Source organism: Thauera terpenica 58Eu, assembly GCF_000443165.1.
GTDB classification, from domain to species: Bacteria; Pseudomonadota; Gammaproteobacteria; order Burkholderiales; family Rhodocyclaceae; genus Thauera; species Thauera terpenica.
Window position 1 is genome coordinate 1 of record NZ_ATJV01000069.1, and the last position, 21,298, is coordinate 21,298.

At 64.4% G+C, this 21,298-nt stretch carries 25 protein-coding genes and 1 pseudogene; 5 read left to right on the forward strand and 21 right to left on the reverse strand.

The window, feature by feature from the left end:
* Positions 1-64 precede the first annotated feature (64 nt).
* The 7 genes from M622_RS33330 to M622_RS0120415 all read right to left on the reverse strand — a co-directional run bounded on the left by M622_RS33330 (position 65) and on the right by M622_RS0120415 (position 4,537).
* On the reverse strand, positions 65-1,495 hold the full coding sequence (locus M622_RS33330; protein WP_021250016.1) for a bifunctional DNA primase/polymerase: 1,431 nt from the start codon (positions 1,493-1,495) through the stop codon (positions 65-67).
* Complete coding sequence (locus M622_RS40830) at positions 1,492-1,731, reverse strand: helix-turn-helix domain-containing protein (RefSeq protein WP_021250017.1); 240 nt, start codon at positions 1,729-1,731, stop codon at positions 1,492-1,494. Before M622_RS40830 ends, M622_RS33330 begins: the two co-directional genes overlap by 4 nt.
* A gap of 1 nt (position 1,732) precedes the next feature.
* On the reverse strand, positions 1,733-1,993 hold the full coding sequence (locus M622_RS33340; RefSeq protein ID WP_021250018.1) for a hypothetical protein: 261 nt from the start codon (positions 1,991-1,993) through the stop codon (positions 1,733-1,735).
* A gap of 88 nt (positions 1,994-2,081) precedes the next feature.
* Positions 2,082-3,044, reverse strand: coding sequence for a hypothetical protein (locus tag M622_RS33345; protein ID WP_157282068.1), 963 nt, complete (start codon positions 3,042-3,044; stop codon positions 2,082-2,084).
* A 153-nt stretch (positions 3,045-3,197) separates the two neighbouring features.
* Entirely contained in the window at positions 3,198-3,386 is a 189-nt protein-coding gene (locus tag M622_RS33350) for a hypothetical protein (protein ID WP_021250020.1), read from the reverse strand.
* 60 nt (positions 3,387-3,446) lie between these two features.
* Complete coding sequence (locus M622_RS40725; protein WP_021250021.1) at positions 3,447-3,578, reverse strand: hypothetical protein; 132 nt, start codon at positions 3,576-3,578, stop codon at positions 3,447-3,449.
* A 41-nt stretch (positions 3,579-3,619) separates the two neighbouring features.
* Entirely contained in the window at positions 3,620-4,537 is a 918-nt protein-coding gene (locus M622_RS0120415) for a tyrosine-type recombinase/integrase (protein ID WP_169375140.1), read from the reverse strand.
* Positions 4,538-4,764: 227 nt separating this feature from the next.
* On the opposite strand from M622_RS0120415, the pseudogene M622_RS40175 reads away from it, so the two are divergent.
* From M622_RS40175 to M622_RS33360, 4 genes and pseudogenes are all read left to right on the forward strand, one after another.
* Positions 4,765-4,851: pseudogene (locus M622_RS40175) on the forward strand (GMP synthase (glutamine-hydrolyzing)); the annotation flags it as partial.
* Between the two features lie 301 nt (positions 4,852-5,152).
* Positions 5,153-6,409, forward strand: coding sequence for a tyrosine-type recombinase/integrase (locus M622_RS33355; protein ID WP_021250024.1), 1,257 nt, complete (start codon positions 5,153-5,155; stop codon positions 6,407-6,409).
* 63 nt (positions 6,410-6,472) lie between these two features.
* Positions 6,473-6,748 carry a hypothetical protein gene (locus M622_RS39770; RefSeq protein ID WP_044422174.1) on the forward strand — a complete coding sequence of 92 codons (276 nt, stop codon included), beginning with the start codon at positions 6,473-6,475 and terminating at the stop codon, positions 6,746-6,748.
* A 3-nt stretch (positions 6,749-6,751) separates the two neighbouring features.
* Positions 6,752-7,276: a helix-turn-helix transcriptional regulator gene (locus M622_RS33360; protein WP_021250025.1), complete on the forward strand. Its 525-nt coding sequence runs from the start codon at positions 6,752-6,754 to the stop codon at positions 7,274-7,276.
* An 8-nt stretch (positions 7,277-7,284) separates the two neighbouring features.
* Here the strand turns inward: M622_RS33360 and M622_RS40925 are convergent, their stop codons facing one another.
* Positions 7,285-7,671, reverse strand: a complete 387-nt coding sequence (locus M622_RS40925; RefSeq protein WP_021250026.1) for a helix-turn-helix transcriptional regulator — start codon at positions 7,669-7,671, stop codon at positions 7,285-7,287.
* Between the two features lie 190 nt (positions 7,672-7,861).
* On the opposite strand from M622_RS40925, the gene M622_RS33365 reads away from it, so the two are divergent.
* Positions 7,862-8,818 (forward strand): hypothetical protein, encoded by a 957-nt coding sequence (locus M622_RS33365; protein WP_021250027.1) that lies wholly within the window; start codon positions 7,862-7,864, stop codon positions 8,816-8,818.
* Here the strand turns inward: M622_RS33365 and M622_RS33370 are convergent.
* The 13 genes from M622_RS33370 to M622_RS33430 are packed head-to-tail and all read right to left on the reverse strand — an operon-like array spanning position 8,807 to position 21,095.
* Positions 8,807-9,064 carry a DUF2274 domain-containing protein gene (locus M622_RS33370; RefSeq protein ID WP_021250028.1) on the reverse strand — a complete coding sequence of 86 codons (258 nt, stop codon included), beginning with the start codon at positions 9,062-9,064 and terminating at the stop codon, positions 8,807-8,809. The two genes, M622_RS33365 and M622_RS33370, sit on opposite strands and share 12 nt — an antisense overlap.
* Positions 9,061-10,329 carry a TraB/TrbI/VirB10 family type IV secretion system protein gene (locus tag M622_RS33375; RefSeq protein WP_021250029.1) on the reverse strand — a complete coding sequence of 423 codons (1,269 nt, stop codon included), beginning with the start codon at positions 10,327-10,329 and terminating at the stop codon, positions 9,061-9,063. The genes M622_RS33370 and M622_RS33375 overlap by 4 nt, the downstream gene beginning before the upstream one ends.
* Before the next feature lie 2 nt (positions 10,330-10,331).
* The gene (trbG, locus tag M622_RS33380) at positions 10,332-11,324 is read right to left on the reverse strand and encodes a P-type conjugative transfer protein TrbG (RefSeq protein ID WP_021250030.1); all 993 of its coding nucleotides are present in this window, start codon (positions 11,322-11,324) and stop codon (positions 10,332-10,334) included.
* The gene (gene trbF / locus M622_RS33385; RefSeq protein WP_005304512.1) at positions 11,321-12,025 is read right to left on the reverse strand and encodes a conjugal transfer protein TrbF; all 705 of its coding nucleotides are present in this window, start codon (positions 12,023-12,025) and stop codon (positions 11,321-11,323) included. Before trbF ends, trbG begins: the two co-directional genes overlap by 4 nt.
* Positions 12,026-12,037: 12 nt before the next feature.
* Entirely contained in the window at positions 12,038-13,423 is a 1,386-nt protein-coding gene (gene trbL, locus M622_RS33390; protein ID WP_021250031.1) for a P-type conjugative transfer protein TrbL, read from the reverse strand.
* A complete protein-coding gene (locus M622_RS33395; RefSeq protein ID WP_031347148.1) occupies positions 13,420-13,752 on the reverse strand; it encodes a hypothetical protein in 333 nt (110 codons plus the stop codon). The genes trbL and M622_RS33395 overlap by 4 nt, the downstream gene beginning before the upstream one ends.
* A 12-nt stretch (positions 13,753-13,764) precedes the next feature.
* Positions 13,765-14,490: a P-type conjugative transfer protein TrbJ gene (gene trbJ / locus M622_RS33400; RefSeq protein WP_021250033.1), complete on the reverse strand. Its 726-nt coding sequence runs from the start codon at positions 14,488-14,490 to the stop codon at positions 13,765-13,767.
* Positions 14,487-16,940 (reverse strand): conjugal transfer protein TrbE, encoded by a 2,454-nt coding sequence (trbE, locus tag M622_RS33405; RefSeq protein ID WP_021250034.1) that lies wholly within the window; start codon positions 16,938-16,940, stop codon positions 14,487-14,489. The genes trbJ and trbE overlap by 4 nt, the downstream gene beginning before the upstream one ends.
* Before the next feature lie 10 nt (positions 16,941-16,950).
* Positions 16,951-17,223, reverse strand: a complete 273-nt coding sequence (locus M622_RS33410; protein WP_021250035.1) for a VirB3 family type IV secretion system protein — start codon at positions 17,221-17,223, stop codon at positions 16,951-16,953.
* A complete protein-coding gene (locus tag M622_RS33415) occupies positions 17,220-17,594 on the reverse strand; it encodes a TrbC/VirB2 family type IV secretion system protein (RefSeq protein ID WP_428839556.1) in 375 nt (124 codons plus the stop codon). The genes M622_RS33410 and M622_RS33415 overlap by 4 nt, the downstream gene beginning before the upstream one ends.
* 5 nt (positions 17,595-17,599) lie before the next feature.
* Positions 17,600-18,652 (reverse strand): P-type conjugative transfer ATPase TrbB, encoded by a 1,053-nt coding sequence (trbB, locus tag M622_RS33420; protein WP_031347150.1) that lies wholly within the window; start codon positions 18,650-18,652, stop codon positions 17,600-17,602.
* Positions 18,649-19,113, reverse strand: coding sequence for a ribbon-helix-helix protein, CopG family (locus M622_RS33425; protein ID WP_021250037.1), 465 nt, complete (start codon positions 19,111-19,113; stop codon positions 18,649-18,651). Before M622_RS33425 ends, trbB begins: the two co-directional genes overlap by 4 nt.
* Positions 19,110-21,095 (reverse strand): conjugal transfer protein TraG, encoded by a 1,986-nt coding sequence (locus tag M622_RS33430; protein ID WP_442478137.1) that lies wholly within the window; start codon positions 21,093-21,095, stop codon positions 19,110-19,112. The genes M622_RS33425 and M622_RS33430 overlap by 4 nt, the downstream gene beginning before the upstream one ends.
* Positions 21,096-21,298: the final 203 nt, after the last annotated feature.

The following is a 21,298-nucleotide window of genomic DNA, read 5'->3' on the forward strand; positions in this document are numbered from 1 at the left end:
GAGCACCGGGACGACTGATCAGTACGAATCGGAACTGGTGATCACGTCGAACTGGACTGACCGGTCACGAACGATCGGAATACGCACGCGGCAAGGCGACAGGAACAACAGCCACGCCCCCGACACCGCGAACGATCTCGACCAGGGCGCCAGCACGAACACGCAGCCCGGGAACCGATGGCAACACAGCCATGCAGCTATCAACGCTGGCGCTGTAGTCGTTCCGGCGAACATCGATAACGGCTCGCTTATCATGGTCCTCGGGCTGATAGATGTCCGTTTTCAGCACCTTCACAGCGACGCCCGCCGACTTCGCGGCACGCTTGATAACCGTTTCGGCTTCCGTCTTCGATAGCGAAGGATCAACAACAGCTTTGCGGGCTACGGCAACGATTTCGCCCACGTCTCCATCAGCCGCATCGAGCAGTTCCACGTAATCGGGCGAGCCCTCGTCCTTGTCGGCTTCCAGCCCTTGAAGGTCCGGGCACTTTGAACCCTTTGGCAATACCGAGCGAAGCCCGCCGACCGAAAATTCATAGGCGACGTTGCCCGACGTGTAATCGAACATCCGCCGCAACTCGTTCTCTCGCTTGCGAGGGGAGTTATACCGATGTCCATCACTATCGTGATTAGCAATCAAGCCCTTGCATTCAGCGATAAGCCTGTCCTCGTCCCAGCACAGGGCATGGGCAAGCAAACACACTTGCAGCGCCAATTCGTTGAAGCCGACCGGGGATTGAACCTGTCCGCCCATCACAGCTTGAAGGGACGGCGGACAATTGCCGCTGAAGCGCTGGCGTATTTCAGTCTCCGCCGCCGACCACTTACGTACGCGGCTCGCCTTCGACGCCACCTTATCGCGCGCCTGTGTGAACAAAGCAGCAAGCCCAGGACACAGCACAGGTGCAGCCAGCGCAGGAAAGGGGCGAGGCTCGCTGCATAGTTGTGCATAGGTTTCAGGGGTCATCGACCTGATTTCACTTGCGGTTACCGGCACCTTATGTGCGCCGTTCTCCCGCTTTATGTTTGGCACCCTCCAAAGCCTGCCGCGCCCGCCGCTATATACCCGAAGGTCCCAGTAATCGACATATTCTGCATGAGCCATTTGCCGATAGATGCGCGGCAACCCATCGACGGGCCCAGGCTTCGACATGAAGCAGGCTTCCGGAACCTCAGCATGAAAGCCCTTGCCCCCCGTTGCGAACAGGCGCACGGCGTTGAGGTCCAGTCCAAGCGCTTGCAGCTTATCGAGCACCTTGCGCATTGCTTCGATAGCTTCTTCAATGTCGCCTGCATCAACATCGATGTGGAAGGGACCTTGATAAGTGTCCGCGCCATGCCGCACAAGCACGGTGCGGAACGCAGGCGGGGACGTGCCTTCAAGCATCTCCCGCAACTCGGCTGGGGTAACGTCCTGCCACGCGTCCTTGCCCGACCCAAACGCATAGGTGCCGGAATCGCACAGCCCGATGTCGTTATCGAAGTGTGAAATCATTTCGCACCCCGACCGAGCAGCACATAGCGAGCCTGAGTGTGAAGCCGGCCATCGAGACCAGTCACGCGGGACCGCTCGGTAATGATTTGATGACCTTCGCGGCGAAGTTCCATTATCCGGCCTGACGGGTGCATTACCCCGTGTGCCCTGAATTGGTCGGTCGTCAGCGCCGTGTAGGCTTTCAGGAGCGCGAGCACCTGTGCCCGTTGCTTGTTAGCATCATTAGTGCAGTCCATCTCAACGCCCCCCCTTCACGTCGGTCGGGTGCAGGGGGTGCCCGCTTGGGTCACGGGGTATCGGCAGCGTACGCACGAGATAATCGAGGTTGCCCAACTCGATTAGCAGGTTATGAAAAGCAGGGTGGTTTGCGCCGGCGTCCAGTACGTCGGCAAGCATCGGCTTGGCGTTTTCGAGTGCCCATACAAGCCGCGCTAGCCGGGACACGGCAAGGAACGGGTTTGCGGGCGCTTCTTGGTAGTGGTCCTTTCGGGTGCTCATTTGGCATCACCTCTTGTGGTTTAGGAAGTGATGCCATTTCAGCTGGGTTGCCCGATCGGATCACGGGATCACGTGATTTTTCACGTGATTACGCCACCCTCAGGAGCGGCCCCACCCCGGCCGACTCGAGGAGCCTGCCTAGTTCCTCGTCGTTGTCCGCTTCCTTCCCGATTTGATAGCACTCGACCAGGAGCGAGATACGCTGTTCTTTCTCCTCGGCGCTCCCGCGGTTGCCTGTGAGCCACGTGTGGGATGGCACAAAGCGTCGCAGCGTACTCGCTAAGACTTGGTCAGTCTTCTTGGGCACCGCGCCCCATCTGCCGGTCTCGTCCCACTTCCTGAGCGCCTTGATTAAGTCCGTTGGAGCGAACTGAAACTCAGTCCCTTTCAGCAACTCGTCCAACTTGCCAAGCGACTGAGCGCCCCCGAGAACGCGCATAATCGGCTGCCACTCTCGTTGCCATTCCTGCGCCCATGGTTGAGCAGCCGTGCTAGCGTCACGGCCCCTTACTTCCTGCGCCGTCGCTGCCCGATTAACCGCCTTTGTCTCTGCACCCGACCCGCGGCGTTTCGCTGGAGCCTTAGCCCCGAGCCAAGCGACCAGGGCTGCACCCTCGGGCAGCGCCAGCGCCGGCAGCACCTCCCGCACAGCCTCTTGCCCGAACAGGTGATCGTCCCCAGGCTGCAGCAGGCCGGCTGCGAGCAGCGAGTCCACTCGCTTGCGGATCTCGGCAAGCTCCTGCGGCGCCCACGCGCCGTCGAGGGTCAAACTTGCCAGGGCAATAATCGACTCCAACGGCAGCCGGGTGGGGTACTCGCCCCGTACCGCCCTCCCGAACATCTCCGCTTTTGTGCGGCGTTTTGCGTCGCGCCACCACGGCTCCGGCGCTGCGGGCGAGGGCGAGGGCGAGGGATCAGCCGCGATGTGTTCAGGGTCCGGCGCGGGCTTTCTGGCCACCAGCGCCGCGATGTGTTCGGCCCTGCCGGCATAAACAGCCGGGCGAGGTTGTGACGGGTCGTCGCGTCGAGCGACGGAAAACAGCTTGGTCATGGGACTGCCCCCAGCCCCCAGGAAGGGTCAGGGGCGCCGATGGGGGCAGGTTTCGGGCTGCAGGCTGGGAGCTACCCAGCCTGTGCCCCTGACTGCCATAGTATAAGCCGAGCTTATGAAAAAGGGCGCCCTCGCTCGACCTGCTGAGGCGGGTCACCCCACCACCCGCGCCAGCTCCCGCGCGGCAGCCTTCGGCGCCATCCCGCGCAGGTCCAGGGCGCCATCAGCGCCCCTGCCGCCGTCCTCGCCCACTCGGGCGACCACACCCCCTAGCGCCAGCACCTGCAAGGCTTCTGCGGCGTTCTCGACGGTCACGAACACGTCAAGGTCACCGGGACGCACCTGCAGGGCTTGCAGGCATCGCGGCAGTACACTGTGCCCGGTCGTAGCCCTTGCGCTGCATCACGGGCGCTGAAGATCGATGGCAACATCGATCCAGACGGCAGGTACATCAGCAAGGTGTTCATAAGCGATTTTGATCGAATCAAGGTTGATCGGGTCGTTAGTGATGATTCCGCAAACAATCGTGGTCATGGTTCTGTCCTTGGGTTTCGGTTCGGGTAAGGGTTAGGAGGTCAAGCGCGGATGGCGTCAAGCTTGCTGATCAAGTGCTCGGTTCGTACATGCGTGTATCTCTTCAGGCATTGCAGGGTCTTGTGACCGCTGATTGCTGCGACTTCCATCAGGCCAAAGCCAGCTTCCACTAAGGTGCTGACACGCTCATGCCGGCAGTCATGCAACCGTACATCGCGCAAGTAGTTGTCCTCCTCGATCTCTTCGGGTGTTGCGCCGGCCTGCTGACGCTCGTGCTCATAGGCCTGTCGTGCGCGGGCAGCGGCACGCCTGAAGGCCTCGGACAGGGAGGTGCCGTTATGCTTGAACACCTTGCCATCCGGGCGTTTGGGGATCGCCTTCAGCACTTCGACAGCACGAAGGGTAAGCGGCACTGCGCGGCTGTCTCCGTTCTTGGTCAGCGGAAGGTAGGCGATACGCCGGTCTAGATCGACGTTCGACCACTCGAGGCCTAGGATTTCGGCGCGACGCATCGCCGTCTCGACTGCGAGGACCACGACGGCGGGCAGATCTTTGGATTGGGTCGCGCTGATGATGCGGACAATCTCGTCGGGCAACACTCGACGTTCACGCGCGCGTCCAGGCGGGGGCTTGCGGATGGAGCGGACTGGGTTCGTGGTGGTCAGCTCCCAGTCCTTGCGCGCAACCTCGAAGACAGCGGACAAGGTGTCCAGGTAACGGCGCACGGATGTGGGGCTGACCTCTTTCAGACGCTCGTCGCGCGCTCGCGCGATGTCGGCAGGCTTCAGGGACGCCAACGTCTTCCCGGCAAGGCTTGAACGCTTCCACCGCTCCAGGACGTAGCGTTCCTGAGCCTGTCCCCGCTTCGAGGGTAGGCACTCGCGTTCATATCGTTCGATCAGTTCCCGGAGAGTGACAACCGCTTGCGGTGGTTGATACTCGCCGCGCTCCAAGGCCACCTGTTGATGTCGAGACCACTTCTCAGCGTCGGCGCGCTGTGTGAAGGTCTTTGTGACTGTCTGTCCAGCCACCGTTACACGGGCTTGCCACTTTGCCCCCCGCTGTCTAACGCTCATTTCTCAGCCCCATTTGGACAGGGCTTGGACAAGGGCTGAACACTCGACCACGTCAAGGCGTGCAAGTCGTTGATGTCACTGCACTATCCGTGCAGAAAACCGCGCCCCCCAACCGCATCATCAACGAAGTGCGGGGCATCAACCGGGTGGTGTACGACATCTCGGGCAAGCCACCGGCGACGATCGAGTGGGAGTGAAATCAGGTCCTTCAGGGACTATCGCCAACTATCGAAAAACTGCCGTAACGTATTGATCTAGAAAGAAATACGTCGCGGAAGCTATCGGTGGCTATCGCCGGCCAGCAAAACAGGTTGGCGGTAGAACTGACGGTAAGAACTGGAGGTCTGATTAAGACCCTCCCGTTTACTATTGAGACCAAACCGGTCTTTGATGGTAAATGTCTCCTCTGGAAAGCTTGTTTCATGCGGCTTTCCAGGCATCAGCAGGTCTCCTGACCCCTGACGGTAAAAGCCGTCAAGAACAGGAGGAAAAACCTCGATGCTTACCGACACCGCACTGCGTAACTTCAAGCCTAAGTCCCTGACTTACAAGGCTTCCGACCGTGACGGCATGTACGTGACGGTATCGCCCACCGGTACCGTCACCTTCCGCTACGATTACCGTCTCAACGGCCGGCGTGAAACGCTGACCATCGGCCGTTATGGGCCGGCCGGCATCTCACTGGCCTTGGCCCGCGAAAAGCTGCTCGACGCCAAGAGAGCCGTTGCCGAGGGCAGGTCCCCGGCGCACGAGAAGCAGCGCGAGAAGCGCCGGCTGACCGCTGCCAAGAATTTCGGCGACATGACTGCCCGATGGCTTGCCGACGCCAAGATGGCCGACAGCACGCGTGCGATGCGCAAGAGCATCGTTGATCGGGACATCCTGCCGGCGTTCAAGAACCGGCTGCTCAACGAAGTCAGCGCCGACGACCTGCGCGCTTTGTGCAACAAGGTGAAGGCTCGCGGCGCGCCCGCCACAGCCGTCCACGTGCGCGACATCGTGAAGCAGGTCTACGCCTTCGCCATCCTGCACGGCGAGAAGGTCGACAACCCGGCCGATGGCGTGGGCGCGGCTTCGATCGCGACCTTCGTGCCCAAGGATCGAGCGCTGTCACCGATGGAGATCCGTCTGATGTACCGGCAGATGGAATCGGTGGCCACCTATCCGACCATTCGCCTGGCGTTGCGCATGATTCTGTTGACGCTGGTACGCAAGAGCGAATTGATCGAGGCGACATGGGCCGAGCTTGATTTCGAGAACGCGACCTGGACGATCCCAAAATCACGAATGAAGGGTCGCAACCCGCACGTCGTCTATCTGTCCCGCCAGGCTGCGGACATCTTCGTTGCGCTGCACACCTGCGCAGCGGGGTCGAAGTTCGTCCTGCCGTCGCGCTACGATGCCGACCGCTGTATGTCCAAGGCGACGCTCAACCGCGTGACCCAGATCGTGTCCGAGCGCGCCAGAGCTGCCGGTTTGCCGCTAGAACCTTTCACGGTGCACGACCTGCGCCGCACCGGCTCGACGCTGCTCAACGAGGTCGGCTTCAACGGCGACTGGATCGAGAAGTGCCTGGCGCATGAAGACGGCCGTTCCTCGCGCTCGGTCTACAACAAGGCCGAATACGCCGAGCCGCGCCGCCACATGCTGCAGGAGTGGGCCAACATGGTCGATGCCTGGGTGGAGGGTGGCGCATACGCGCCCACGCTGTTGCCGAGCAATACGGTCGTGCCTGTGCTGAGCGCATCGGTCTGAGTCACTTAACGTCAGGTTGTCAGTTGACAACCTGACGATTCATCCCCATACTGGAGACCTTGAATGGCCCGTTCCTCTCATCCAAAGAAGGAGGTCGAAGATGCGCTCAAGCATGCGGAAACGCAGGGCTGGCGCGTCACGGTCGGGGGCAGTCATGCGTGGGGCAAGATTTACTGCCCTTACAACGACGATGAGTGCCGCTGCGGCGAGTTCTGCATTACGAGCGTGTGGAGCACGCCGAAGAACCCTGGCAATCATGCCCGAGCACTGCGGCGGGTCGTGGATAACTGCACGATCCATCAGCAACGAAACGAAGCTGAATCGTCATCTGAGGACTGATCCATGGAATACACCTTCATCCTGAAGTACCAGCTCGCCGAGCACGACAGTGATCCGGATGTGCTGGTCGAGCGTCTCGGCAGTGCCGGCTGTGATGACGCCTTGGTGGGTATCGGGCAGCCGGGTCGCTTGGCGCTTGAGTTCACCCGCGAAGCTGAAAACGCGCAGGCCGCGGTGCGCAGTGCGCTGGCCGACGTGAAGCGTGCTGTCCCCTTGGCGAAGCTCGTGGAGGCGGCACCGGATTTCGTTGGGCTGACCGATGTCGCCGAATTGGTGGGCGTGTCGCGCCAAGCAATGCGTAAGGTGATGCTTTCTCATGCTGCGACTTTTCCAGCACCGGTGCACGAGGGCAGCGCCTCAATCTGGCACTTGGCCGAAGTGCTGGGCTGGCTGGAAGAGAAGGGGGGCTATGCCTTTGAGCGAAAGATGCTGGAGACCGCGCGTGCAGCGTTGGAAGTTAATTTGACCAAGGAAGTTCATCGACTGCCCGTGGCAGCGGCGCGAGAGCTCAAACTGCTGATCGCCTAGCCACATTGCTACGTCGAAGCTACATCGAGCACGGGTCGGCGCTTGCGTAGCCTGACATCAGGTCCGTTGGGCTTGGTGATAGCACCGGACCGAGAGGACTGCTTGCGAGCTTCAATCCAAGCTTCGACTTCCTCCAGATCCCAAACAACGCAGCGCGAGGTCAGATTGAATCGGCGTGGAAACTCGCCACGTTGCTCCATTCCATAGATCGTCGTGTCCGCTAAAGGGACGATCTGGTGCAAATCTTGGCGGCGAATGGTGCGGCGGAACGGGAGGGGAAGTTTGGCCGAAAACTGAGGAAGGTCTTCGTACCCATCCGTACCCGGACGAGGAATGGATGCCTTCGGCGGCAAGGCGGTATCGCCAGCATCGGTGCAATGAACGTGAGCGAGCATGAGGGTTCCTAAGGCGCTGTGTTCGTATGGATCTATGGTGACTATCGTCAGCAATCGGAACAACTCGCTGGGGCGAAGCGGGGAGGGTGCCATCCAACTTGGCTCACAAAATTGACCGTGAATTGTTCTGTCAGAGCAGGGTCGATTAGATAATTTACGAAACAATGTTCATGAGGCCACCTGTACTGTGATGGAGCAACCACTCAGCGCGCCGCTCAATGGGATTGCCATCGAGTTCGGCTACTACCCCAAGCCCTGCGACATCGCGACCGGCCGTTTCTCCGTCCAAACGCTCCCGGACCACGAAAATAGCGTGGCCACCGTTGTCGGGGACCCCAATGCCTTCAAGGACTGGATTTATCCGGGTGCTCAGCAGCAGCGGGACTTCATGAGCGGAAACGTTCGCTCGATGCCGTACAACGCCCGGGTCTTCGGCCTGCCCAAGACCCATGTCCTGACGCTGCATGAAGGCAGGAGCCGAGAAGAGCTCGATTTCGTGGTTTGGTGTTTGTCCTTCTTTTTCGGTATGCGGCTGACGACAACGGAGGCGGGCTTTCTTGATGCGACGCCCATTAAATCTGGGGTGCTTGTTGATTTCGCCCTGGTTCGCTGCACTGTGGCTGACGTCATCGAGTTAGCGCTGGACTACCTGGACTCGGAAGGCGGCGATCCACGTGCGCCAAAGCGCGTTGCGGCTGTCATCCATGCCTTGTTCTTGGCGCAGTATCCGCATAGCCTTCCCTTCGAGCAGTTCCAATACCTTTACATGGCGCTGGACGCCTGCTTCAAGCTCGTCGTAGTCAAGGAGGCGCAAAAGCCTTCTGTGCCACATGCGGGGCGCGTCCAGTGGATGTGCGAAAAATTCGATATGCCCGTACCCGATTGGGCCAAGAGCGACAAGGCGACTCCCTCGTCGCTATCCGTCGTCCGAAACGACACCGTTCATGAAGCCTTGTTCTTCGATGGACCGCTGGGCTTTTCGATCTACGGTGGCAACCAGCCCGCAGCAGATCCGGGCAACACCACACTGCAAATGCAGGCGATGGTGTGCCGGTTGCTGGTGGCAGTTCTTGGAAATCCGGGAATCAGCTACGTGAAGACGCCCGTCGACACTCGGCAGCGACACGCGCTTGAACTAAGGGGGTGAGTTCCGCAGCGGCGGCTTCGGGATAGCAGGGGTCGAGTCTTTCCTGAATCCCCGATCGCCCGCGATGAACGCCTCAAGCATGTGCGGGATCAGTGTCACGGCATCGACCGCCTCGCCATACGCCTGCGCATGCAGCGCCGCGTAGCGGTCAAGGTCGGCTTTCAAGCTGGCCGGGCAGGCAAAGGTCAGTTTGACGCTTTCGGTCTTGGGCAGCGGCCCGAGCCGCAGCTTCTTGGTCGTGCTCATTGCGAAGCTCCCCGATTGAAGAACAGCGGCTGGTACGGCCGCAGCACCAGATCCCGGTTGACGATGATTCGCACGGGCAGGCCAGGCCGCTCGGTCAGCGTCGGCTGGATGTTCATGTTGCGTCGGGTGATCTCCTGGCCGACCTGATTGATGCTGTCCTGGGCGCTGTCACGCCCGGCGATCACGATGCGGTTGCCGTCCTGGCGGTTCTCCGGCGCAGCCAGTTCTGCGCCGACGCCCAGCAGCGTCGTCAGCACCGCACCGGCAAAGATGCGGTTCCAGTGCCAGTCCACGTCGTCCTCCAAGCCCGCGTAGCCGGCCGGGTCGGTGCCCACTAGGTTGTCGAGCGTCAGCGAGGACGTGTCGGGCAAGATGATCCGGTTCCACACCACTTGCACGCGGCTCTGCCCGTAGCTGACCTGACTGTTGTAGCGCCCGAGGATGCGCGACCCCTGTGGGATCAGCAGGAACTTGCCGGTGGCCGTGTCATAGACCGGCTCCGTCACGGTGCCGATCACGTCGCCCGGCAAGTCCGACTTGATGCCTGTCACCAGCGCGCCGGCGATCACCGTTCCGGCCATCACTTGATAAGGGGACGCGGGCAGCGCCAGATTGCCGGAATTGCGGGTTTCCGTAGAACCGGCTTTCAGGAACGCCTCTTTCTGGTCTTGCCGGTTCTGCGCGGCGGTCGGGTCGGCAGGCTGGGCCGCCGTCGAGGCCGGCCCAGCAGCAAGCGGGTCGAAGGCCGCGAGCGTGTTTGCCGCGCCAAGCGCACCCGGCGCTGCCTGCGCTACCGTGGCGGCACCTTGGCCACCCGAGCGGAAGAACATCGACGAAGCCGCCGCCGCATCGGCCTCCTTGCGCAAAGCATCTTCGGGGTTGTGGCCCGGCGGCGCATACGCCGGCGTCACCGGCTGCTGCGAGTTCACAATAGCCGGGCCGAGATCACCCGGCAGCGGCGGCCCCAGCTCGGGCACTTTCGGCGGCAGCTTCGAGTAGTCGGCCGGCAGGCCATCCAGTCCTTCGGACTTTGAGACGCGATCGACGTTGTAAAGCTCGGTCTGCTCGTTGGTACCACGCCGCTGCGGTTGCAGCGACCAGATCGTGGCCCCGAGCACGGCGACCGACAGGCCGCCGACGAGGATGGCCAGCGTGCGCCGGTTCAAGCGCGTGACCGGGCGCGGCTGGGCGCGCAGCGCCACCGCCTCGGGCGCCATCTTGCCCGCCTGTGGCGTGGCAAGGTCGGGAGCGTCGTCTTGGCTCATGGTCAGTTCCTCCGCGCAACGCCGTCCGTGCGCTCAATTCGCACCACGTCGCCCTTGTCTCCGCCCAGGCGGAGTTCGGCGGCGCCAAACAGCCGATCCACGATGTAGTACGGTGAGCGGAAGCGATAGTTGACCAGTTGCCCGTCGCCTTCCGGCCCGATCACGAACAGCGGCGGCAGCTCGCCTTGCGCGATGCCGGCGGGGAACTGGATATAGACTTTCTGCCCGTCGTCGAACGCGCGCAGCGGCTTCCACGGCGGGTTGCTACCGCTGATCGCGTAGCGGAAGCGCAGGTTCTCCAACGACAGCCCGGTATCGACCGGCGCGGCAGCGCTGGCCGCCTGCGCCTGGCGCTGCAAAGCCAGCATCCGGTCGCGCGGGTACTCCCAGGACACCGACGCCATCCACGTCTTTTCCGTCGAAGCCAGCTCCAGCAGGTACGTCCTGCGGCTGGTGGTGATGACGAGATTGGTCTTCAGGCCCGAGCGGATCGGCTTGACCAAGACATTCACGCGCAGCTCGACACCGCTGCCGCTGGACGTGTCGCCCACGATCCAGCGCACGGTATCGCCAGCGGCTACGGTCACCAGCTCCTCGCCCGGCTGGAGAGAAACCACGGTCACGCGGCCCACGGCCGCATAGACCTGATAGAGCGCGCCATCCGTGAAGGGCCATACCTGAATCGCGTTGACGTAGCCCTCTCGCGTGGGCGCAACACGCGCCTCGGCATTGGCGCGCGAGACGCGCACCTTCTCATCGGCTGGCTCTGGCACGGGCTTGGCGTCCTCGGCTTCGGGCTCTGGCTTCAACTGCGCTGGCATCGGCAGCACCTCGGGCACGGCCACCACCTCCACCGGCGCAGGTGGCTCGGGCAATGGCTGGGCCTGCACCGGCTCATCGAGCGAGATGGTCGGCGGCGGTTTGCCCTGCGTGGCGCAGCCCGCGAGGGCAAGCAGGATCACCGGCAAAGCGGTTTTACGGAAAAGATCATTCATGGCTTGGCTCCTTCGGAAGAATCCAGTTCGCGGCTCCACGACAGGCCGTTGACGTAGATGCCCAGGGGGTTCTTGCGCAGGCGTTCCTCGGTGCGCGGCGGCTGAAGCACGATGGACACCACTGCCGTCCACCGCTCCAAGCCCGCCGCGGCGCCGTTGACGTAGCGGCGTTCCGTCCAGCGCACGTTGAAAGACGTGTCGCTGGCGCGCACGACGCTGGTGATCTGCACCGTCACCGACTCCTTGCCGATGCGCGCGAACGGGTCGTTGACCCGTGCGTAGTCGTTGAGCACGGCCGCGCCCTTGTCGGTCGTGTAGTCGTAGGCGTCGAGCCAGTTCTGCCGCACCACGATGGGGTCGATGGACAGCGAGCGCACCAGCGTCACGAAGCGCGCGATGTGGTGCGCGGTCTGCGCATCGTTGGGCCGGTATGGCGTGGCCGCTTCGCCCACGGCGCGCACCTGGCCCGCGTTGTCCACCTCTACGACGTAGGGCGTCACGATGGACTGTGCCGAGCGCCACACCAGGCCGCCGGCCATCAGCAGCGCGAGCGTCAGGCAGCCGAAGGCCATCAGGCGCCAGTTCTTCGCCTGCACGCGCGGCGAGCCGATGCGCTCGTCCCACACCTGGCCGGCAGCTTGGTACGGCGTGGCAGGCTGCGGCGTGTCGGCGTAGCGCACCTGCGGTTTCTTGAATCGCATGGTCGGTTCTCCTTATGAATCGGAATCGCGCAGGCTCGGCCCCTGGCCGGAGCCGCCGCCATCGCCACCGCGCAGCGCGTGGGCGGTGGTGGTCGCGGCATGGGTGAGTTGCTGGCGACGATGCAGGCGCTTGGCCCAAGCGGGCTGTTCCTGCGTCTGCGCGGTAGCGGCGCCGGATGCGGCCTCGCCTGCGGCGCCCTGACCGGATGCCGCGCCCGCGCCGCCATCGGCGGCAGCGCCATTCCAGCCAGCGCGGAAGGGAGCGACCATGCGTTGCCCGGCAGCGGAGGCGCGGGATGCAGCCGCGCGTCCGGTGGACTGCGCGCCGGTCTTGGCGACGTTGCCTAGGCCCGCCATCGCGCCCTTTGCGCCGCCGCCAGCGGCGGCGGAACCGGCCTGGAACGCCGACTTCGCACTGCTGGCCGCCGACGTGGCGGCGCGCGCACCGCTACCGGCCAGCTTGGCGGCAGCCGGGGCCATGCGCGCGCCAGCAGCCACGGCGCCACCCACGCCCGTCGCGGCGGCGCCGATGGCGACGGCCGTGCCGGCAGCGCCGACAGCAGCACCGGCCATTGCGCCAGCGCCGAGCTGCGGCGCACCGGACACGAGGCCCGTGGCGATGCCGGGGCCGAAGATCCCGAGCGCCAGCAAGGTGAGCGAGGCCAGCATGATGACCAGCGCGTGGTCGATAGACGGCTCGGCGGGATGGACTTGGAACTGAGCGAACAAGCCCGAGCCGATACCGACGATCACGGCCAGCACCAGAACCTTGACGCCGGAGGCCACCACGTTGCCCAAGACCTTTTCGGCGAGGAACGCGGTCTTGTTCCAGAGCGCGAATGGCACCAGCACGAATCCGGCGAGCGTGGTCAGCTTGAACTCGATCAGCGTGATGAACAGTTGGATCGCCAGCACGAAGAAGCACAAGACCACGACCAGCCACGCGAGGAACATCACCACGATGGGGTCGAGGTTCACGAACACTTCGGGAAAGCCCGCCATCTCGCCGATCTGCTCCAGAATCGGCGCCCCGGCGTCGATGCCGGTTTTCGCCAACCGGCCCGGCTGCAGGAAGTTTTCCATCGTGATGGCCGAGCCGGTGGCGGTGATGCCCAATCCCGCAAACGAGCGGAATACGATGCTGGCCAGCCAGTTGAAGTTATTGATGATGTAGGCGAAGGCGCCGACGTACAGCACCTTGCGCAGCAGCTTGGCGATCACGTCCTCGCCCTGACCGGTGGCATGGCTCATGGCCCAATACAGGCCGGCGATCGTCATGTCGATGACGATCAGCGTGGCCGTGAGGAACGCCACTTCGCCCCGCAGCAGCCCGAAACCCGAGTCGATATACGCGGCAAAGGTGTTGAGGAACTGGTCGATGATGGTCACGTCATTCATGGCGTGTTCTCCGGTTCGGCGGGAACGGCCGGCTCCATGCCATCGGCCGGTTCATCGAAGCTCGGCGGGATCGGCGGCAAGTCGGCCAAGGTCTGGTATTCATCCGGCCCAGCCTGGCCGGAGAAGAAGCGCCGCCGGAAGGCTTCGGCGGCGGCGCGGCAAGCGTCCTCGCCCGCGGCCTGCCGGTCTGCCGCGCATTGCGCGCGCAATGCCTTCAGCCGCACGGGATCGGCGGCCAGAGCATCGGCAAGGTTGTCGGCCGGCTGCTTGCCGCAAGCGGCCAGCAGCACGACAAGCACCACAACAGACGGGGCGAGGACGCATCGCATGGCGGCCTCCCGTCAGTTGCCGTAGAAGTTCACTGACTGCGGCGTGTACGGCGTGCCATCGCCCAGGAAACGCCGCCGCACTTCGCGGGCGCGCTCCGTGGCCGCCGCCTGCCGCGCCAGCTCCAGCGAAGTGGCCCGGTCTTGCGTGATCTGAAGCCGCTGCGACTGGATCGACTGCTTGGCCTGCAAGGCCAGCAACTGGTTCATGGCCTGCATCGCCTGCAGCGCGCCTTCGGCCGACTGGCTCTTGCCCACAAGATCGGCCAGCACGCTTTCGTCTTCGCCCAGGTTCTGCGACACCTGCGCCTGCATCTGCATCGTGGTCTGCAAGCCGTTGAGCGTGTTCCGCCAACGCTCCTGCGCGTCGCGGTACATCTGGTCGCCGCTGACGGTGGCGGCGTACTGCTCGGGATACAGGCGCGCGAACTCCCGATCCAGATTCGTCACGTCATAGGCCAAGCCTCGGGCCTGGGCGATCAGCCGCTCGGTCGTCGCCAGGTTGGCGCGCAACTGGTTCACCACGCTGGACGGCAGGCTGGCGAGGTTGCGCGCCTGGTTCATCAGCATCTGCGCTTCGTTCTGAAGCTGCTGGATCTGGTTGTTGATCTGCTCCAGCGTGCGGATCGCGGTCAGCGTGTTCTGCACGAGGTTCGTGGGATCGACCACGACCCATTGCGCATGGGCGGTGGCGGTGCAAAGCATGGTCGCGATGGCGGCGGCGACAAAACGCTTTTTCATGGCAGGTTCTCCAGGGGTTGGTCAGCGAGGGAACCCGGCGCGAGGCCGGGGAACGAGGGCAGCAGGTCGGCCGCCCAATCGAGGCCGCGATGGCGCAGCCAGGCGCCCGCGAAGCCGGGCACGCCGGCGTCCAGCAGCACGCGGTCTATGTCGCGCTGGTCTTGCGGCGTAGAAGCGCCCGCAAACGCCAGCGTCGCCGGCCCCAGGTCGAGGTCGAACACGCGATTGCCGAGGCGGGACTGGTAGTAGTAGTCGCGTTTGGGCTGCGCGGTGGCGACAATTTCGATCTGCCGGTTGTTGAGACCGAAGCCCTGGTAGATCGTGCGAATCTGCGGCTCGGTAGCCTGCGGGTTTGGCAGGAAGATGCGGCTAGCGCAGCTTTCGATGATCGCGGGCGCGATGCTCGAATCCTTGATGTCGGCCAGCGACTGCGTGGCGAAGATGACGCTGACGTTCTTCTTGCGCAGCGTCTTGAGCCACTGGCGGATGCGCGCGGCAAACACTGGGTCATCGAGGAACAGCCACGCTTCATCGAGGATCAGCAGCGTGGGAGCGCCATCAAAGCGTTCGTCGAAGCGCGCAAAGAGGTAATGCAGCACGGCCATGACGGCGGCCTTGCTGTGCATCAGCTCCTCCATCTCGAAGCACTGCACGTCGGCCATGCCCAATCGGTCATGGTCGGCGTCCAGCAGCTTGCCGTGCGCGCCGCCTAGCACATAGGGCGCGAGCGCTTGGCGCAGCGCGTTCGATTGCAGCAGCACGGAAAGCCCCGTCATCGTGCGCTGCTCCACCGGCGCGCCTGCGAGGCTTCCCAGCGCCGACCAAATAGCGGCCTTCTCGTCGGGGCCGACTGCGACGCCTTCGTGCAGCAAGCGGCCCTCGATCCATTCGGCCGCCCAGGTGCGGTAGCTCTCGCGGTCGATGCGGGCCAAGGGTTGGAAGGCGATTTCGCCATCCGTGCCAAGGTCGTAGTGCTCGCCGCCCAGGCCGAGAATGGTGGCGCGCATCGAGCGGCCCATATCGAACGCGAAGATGCGCGAGCCGCGATAGCGGCGGAACTGCATCGCCAGCGTGGCGAGCAAGACCGATTTGCCCATACCCGTCGGCCCCGCGACCAGCGTGTGGCCCACGTCGCCGATGTGCGTGACCAGCCGGAACGGCGTTGCGCCTTCGGTGCGGGTGACAATCAGCGGCGGCCCGCCCAGGTGGTCGTTCTTCTCCGGCCCGGCCCATACCGCCGACACCGGCATCATGTGCGCCAGGTTCAGCGTCGAGACGATGGGCTGCCGGACATTTGCATAGGCGTTGCCGGGAACGGACGACAGCCACGCATCCACGGCGTTGAGGGTTTCGGGGATGGTGACGAAGCCGCGTCCCTGGATGACGCGCTCCACCATGCGCAGTTTCTCGTCGGCCACCGCAGGGTCGGCATCGAGCACCGTCACCGTGGCGGTGAGGTAGCCGAAGGCGACTTGATCGCTGCCCAGCTCCTGCAGGGCGGCGTCCGCGTCCGCCGCCTTGTTGCTCGCGTCGGTATCGACCAGTGGGCTTTCCTGCTGGAAGATGGTTTCGCGCAGCAGCGCGATCACGTTCTTGCGCTTGGCGAACCACTGGCGGCGCAGGCGTCCCAATTCCCGTTCCGCCTCGGCTTTGTCGAGGCACAGAAACCGCGTACTCCAGCGATACGCAAAGCCCAGGCGGTTGAGGTCGTCTAGAATCCCCGGCCAGGTCGAGGTCGGGAAGCCCCGCACCGACACCACGCGCAGGTGCTGGTCGCCCAGCATGGGCGCCAGGCCGCCGACCAGCGCGGAATCGGTCAGTAGCGCGTCGATATGGAATGGCACTTCGGGCACGCCGACGCGGTAGCGCCGCGTCGAGATGGTGGCGTGCAGGTAGGTCAGCGCCTGCCCGTCGTCCAGCCACGCGATTTCCGGCATCACGCCATCGAGAAGGTCGAAGACGCGATCCGTTTCCGCCATGAAGGCCGCCAGGCGCTCGCGCCAGTCCACGCCTTCGGTGGGCCGGTTCTCGTACAGCATCCCGGCCGCTCGGGCGCGGGATTCCTCGGGCGGCAGGTACACCAGCGTCAGGTGATAGCCGCTCTCGAAGTGGTTGCCAGATTCCTCGAAGGTGGCGCGGCGTTCCTCGTCCACCAGCCACGACAGCGGCTCGGGAAACGCCGAGTGCGGATAGTCGGCAGCGGCCCGGCGCTCGGCTTCGATGAACAGCGCCCAGCCCGATCCCATGCGACGCAGCGCGTTGTTCAAGCGCGCCGACGTGGCGATCAGCTCGCCCTGGGTGGCGCTGTCGAGGTCAGGCCCGCGAAAGCGCGCCGTGCGCTGGAACGAGCCATCCTTGTTCAGCACGACGCCCGGCGCCACCAATCCGGCCCAGGGCAGCCAGTCGGCAAGCAAGGCCGGGCGCTGGCGGTATTCGGCAAGGTTCAGCATGGCATTCCCCTCACACGTCCAGCAGCGGCCTGTGCTTGATGTGCCGCGCGAACACGGCCATGAACTGCGGATCGACGCGCGCACCCCACACCGCCAGCGAATGGCCGACGATCCAGAGCACCACGCCGGGAATCCACAGTTGCAGGCCCAGCCCGACAGCGGCGGCGAGCGTGCCGTTCGCAATGGCGACCGTTCGCGGTGCGCCGCCCAGCAGGATCGGCTCGGTGAGCGAGCGATGCACCGGCACCTCGAAGCCGGCCGCGAAGGTATCCGGGGCACTCATACGACGGCACCGCCCGAGAAGCTGAAGAACGACAGGAAGAACGAGGACGCGGCGAACGCGATGGACAGGCCAAAGACGATCTGGATCAGCTTGCGGAATCCGCCCGACGTGTCGCCGAACGCTAGCGCCAGGCCCGTGGCGATGATGATGATGACCGCGACGATGCGCGCCACCGGCCCCTGGATGGATTCGAGGATGGATTGCAGCGGGCCTTCCCACGGCATCGAGGAACCGGCGGCCTGTGCGGTTCCGGCCAGGAACAGCAGCAGCGCGGCCAGCAGCAGCCCTTGCCCCGCAGGGCGGGCCAGGCAGCGCAGCCGCGCAAGACGCAAAGCCGGATTTGCAGAAAAACGGAAAGCAGGAATGGTCATCTGCGTCATGGCAGTTCTCCAAGTGAGTCAGGGGATGGGGAAGTCGCCGCAGCGGGTGCGGCATCGGGAAGTGGCGGCAGCTCGGGAAACGGCGTTTCCAGCGCGTCCGCCAGTTGGTAGCCCACGCCGTCGAAGCCGACGACGCGGGCGATGCTCTCGATGCGGCGCTTGCGCCCGCGCCCGGCGATGTAGATCACCACGTTGACCGCTTCGGCGATCAGCGCACGGGGCGGATTCACCGCCACTTCGAGAATCAGTTGCTCCAGGCGCAGCAGCGCACCCAACGCGGAGCCGGCATGGATCGTGGCGATGCCGCCGGGGTGGCCCGTGCCCCACACCTTGATGAGATCCAGCGCCTCTGCGCCGCGCACCTCGCCGACGACGACGCGATCAGGCCGCAGGCGCATGGACGAGCGCACCAGCTCGGTCATGGACACCACGCCTGCGCGCGTGCGCAGCGGAACGTGGTCGCGGGCCGCGCATTGCAGTTCCACCGTGTCTTCGAGCACCAGCACGCGGTCGCCGGTGGCGGCGATTTCGGCGAGCAAAGCATTGGCGAGCGTGGTCTTGCCGCTGCTGGTAGCGCCGGCGATCAGCACGTTCTGCCGCTCGCGCACGGCGCGAACGAGAAAGCCCGCCTGCGCGCTGGTCATCATCCCGTCGATGACGTACCGCTCCAGCGGAATCACGCCGATGGCGCGCTTGCGCAGCGCGAAGGCCGGCCCCGGCGCTGCCGGCGGCAAAATGCCCTCGAAGCGTTCGCCCGTTTCGGGCAACTCGGCGGACAACAGCGGCTGGCCGCGATGCACTTCCGCGCCAACGTGGGCGGCCACGAGGCGGATGATTCGCTCGCCGTCCGCCTCGGGCAGTTCCACGCCCATCGGCGCGCGCCCACTGGAAAGCCGATCCACCCAAAGGGTGCGATCGGGATTCAGCATCACCTCCACCACGTCCGGGTCTTCGAGCGCGGCGGCGATCAGCGGCCCCATCGCCGTGCGCAGCATCTGGATGCGGCGGTCGAGCGACGTGGCGGTCATGGATTGGGGAACGGCGCTCATGACGCACGCTCCCGCGCTTGGGCGGCTGCCGCCGCGTCCTCCATCCGTATCGGATCGGGATGCAGTTCCTCCACCACGTCGCGCACCAGGCTGCGGCCCCGCAGCAGGTGGCGGCCAAGCTGCTCGGTGAACTGCTCGAAGCGCGCTTTGCCCTGCGCGCGTGCCGCGTCTTGGTGCGCCTCGGGAACCGGCGTGCTGACGGTCAGGTAGTAGCGGATGAACAGCGCCAGCGTTTCGATGGCGATGTTCTGGTCGCGCTCCATGCGCTCGGCCTGGCGCGACAGGCGATCAAGCCGCTTGGCAATGGCCGCCTCGCGCTGGTCGGCGGCATCGGGCGACAGCCACGATGCGAGCGCCGCCGCGACGATGGATGACTTGGACACGCCTTTCTTGGCGGCCAGCTCATCGAGTCGTTTGGCGTGCTCCGGCTGGATGAACAGGTTGAGGCGGTAGTGGCTCATAGCTCGATTCCGTCGTTGGGATTCAGCGATGCCAGCCGGGCCGTGCGCTGCATGGCTGGATCGAGCTGGCGAGGAAGGGGAAGCGGCAGGTCGTCGTCATCGAGCAGCCCAAGGTCGGCCGCGGGCGCGGCCAGCTCGGGGTCGTAGGCGACGGTTTCGGAGAGTTCGGGCTGACGGCGCGGGCCACCGTCATCGGCAGAGGCAGCGAAGCCCTCGGCGGTATCGGACGTAGGCGCGACGGGTATGGCGGGAATAGCCAGGCCGCTCCAGTCATCCGAGCGCGACGGCGGCGCGTCCGCGTACTGCCCGTTCGCCAGTGCAGGCGGCGGCAGCACGCGGCGCTTGAAATTGGCGTCCGCGTAGTAGCGCAGCTTCTTCGCCTTGATCGGCGCCACGCTGGACACCATCACCACGGCCTCGTCAGGCGGAAGCTGCATGACTTCGCCCGGCGTCAGCAGCGGGCGCGCGGTTTCTTGGCGCGACACCATCAGGTGGCCCAGCCACGGCGCGAGCCGGTGGCCCGCGTAGTTGCGCTGCGCGCGCAGCTCGGTGGCCGTGCCCAGCGTCTCGGAGATCCGTTTGGCGGTGCGCTCGTCGTTCGTGGCGAACGTAACGCGCACATGGCAGTTGTCTAGGATCGAATGGTTCTGACCGTAGGCTTTGTCGATCTGGTTGAGCGACTGCGCGATGAGGAAGCTGCGGATGCCGTAGCCCGCCATGAAAGCCAGCGCCGTCTCGAAGAAGTCCAGACGCCCCAGTGCCGGAAACTCGTCGAGCATCAGCAGCAGCTTGTGGCGGCGCTCGATGCCGTCGGAGCCATCGAGCGATTCGGTAAGGCGTCGCCCGATTTGGTTGAGGATCAGGCGGATGAGCGGCTTCGTGCGCGAAATGTCCGAAGGCGGCACCACCAGATACAGCGACACCGGATGCTCGGCTGCGATCAGGTCGGCGATACGCCAGTCGCAGCGCGAGGTGACTTCGGCCACCGTGGGATCGCGGTACAGGCCGAGGAACGACATGGCGGTGCTCAACACGCCGGAACGCTCGTTGTCCGACTTGTTGAGCACTTCACGCGCAGCGGAGGCCACCACCGGATGCGGGCTATCGCCGAGGTGCGGTGTGGTCATCATCCGGTGCAAGGTCATCTCGAAGGGGCTGGCCGGATCGGACAGGAAGTTGGCGACGCCGCGCAGTGTCTTGTCCTCGCCTGCGTAAAGCACATGCAGGATGGCCCCGACCAATAGCGCGTGGCTGGTCTTTTCCCAATGGTTGCGCTTCTCCAGCGCGCCTTCGGGATCGACCAGAATGTCAGCGATGTTCTGCACGTCGCGCACTTCATGCGCGCCGCGCCGGACTTCCAGCAGCGGGTTATAGGCCGCCGATTTCGCATCGGTGGGGTTGAACAGCAAGCAATGCGAGAAGCGCGAGCGCCAGCCTGCCGTGATCTGCCAGTTCTCGCCCTTGATGTCGTGGATGACGGCCGAGGCTGACCAGGACAGCAACGTCGGCACCACTAGGCCCACGCCCTTGCCCGAGCGCGTGGGCGCGAAGGTCAGGACGTGTTCCGGGCCTTCATGGCGCAGGTATTGGCGGTCGTGCTGGCCAAGGAACACGCCGGACGGTTGTGTGAGACCCGCCTTGCGAATGTCCTGCGCGTTGGCCCATCGCGCAGAGCCGTAGGTCGTGACTAGGCGCGACTGCCGCGAGCGCCAGACCGACATGCCGATGGCGACCGCCACCGCCAGCAGGCCGCTGCCGCCCGCGATGGCACCGCCGGCATCGAACACGCGCGGCGCGTAAGCGTCGAAAAAGAACCACCACTCAAACAGCTTCCACGGGTGGTAGACCGACGTCCCAAGAACATCAAACCAAGGCAAGCCAAGGCGTAGTTGATAACCAAGGGTAGCGGCTGTCCATTGTGTGGCGCCCCACACGCCAACGATCACGATGCCGAATACCACGGCGATCTGACCGAACAGCACGTTCGTTCCTTGCATGACCGGGCCTCCGATTTCTCCTGCGCTGCTTCCCCATGGAAAGAGCGGCACAAGGACGTGCCGCAGGCGTCAGGATCGGTGCCGGATCAGTGTCGGTCAAAGGTAAGCGCTCCACAAACCCCATTCTTCCCGGGTTCGCTACGCCGTGATCAGATGCTCAGCCTTGAGATTCCAGGGCAGGAGGGTCT